A 573-nucleotide genomic window follows, 5' to 3' on the forward strand; every position below is an offset into this window, starting at 1 on the left:
TGAACGCCTTGATTGCCTTGTCGGCAACCCGTCTCTTGACCACCCGCCCTGGTGCTTTGAAGAAAGCATAGCCGAGGAATTTGCGGCCGAAGACGGTGGCAACGGCGCTCTTGGTCTCGTTCACCTTAAGGCGAAGTCGGCCATAGAGACGCCGCAGCAGAGCCATCACCCGCTCGCCCGCCCGCTGTGATCGCACGTAGACGTTACAGTCGTCGGCATAGCGGCAGAAGGCATGGCCCCGCTGTTCAAGTTCCTTGTCCACCTCATCCAGCAACACATTGGCCAGAAGTGGCGACAGCCGCCCACCCTGCGGCGTGCCTCGGGTCCGCTTGAGGACCACACCCCCATCAACAATGTCGGCGTTCAGATAGGCCCGTACCAAGCGGATCACGCCGGGATCGGGGATTTTCTTGCGCAGACGGTCGATCAGGATGTCATGGTCAACCCTGGAGGACTTGCAGGAGCGCCTGTTGGATCAGACGGTCCAGCACCGTGGGGATGCCAAGCTCGCGCTCGCCGCCCCCTGGCTTCGGGATCATCACCCGACGCACCGGCTGTGGCCGGTACGTCCCC

Annotated in this window: 1 pseudogene; it reads right to left on the reverse strand. The window is 62.7% G+C overall.

What is annotated here, in order from left to right:
* A pseudogene (locus IB248_RS30945) lies at positions 1 to 573 on the reverse strand (reverse transcriptase domain-containing protein); the annotation flags it as partial.

The sequence above is a fragment of the Rhizobium sp. RHZ01 genome (assembly GCF_014851595.1).
GTDB lineage: Bacteria > Pseudomonadota > Alphaproteobacteria > Rhizobiales > Rhizobiaceae > Rhizobium > Rhizobium altiplani.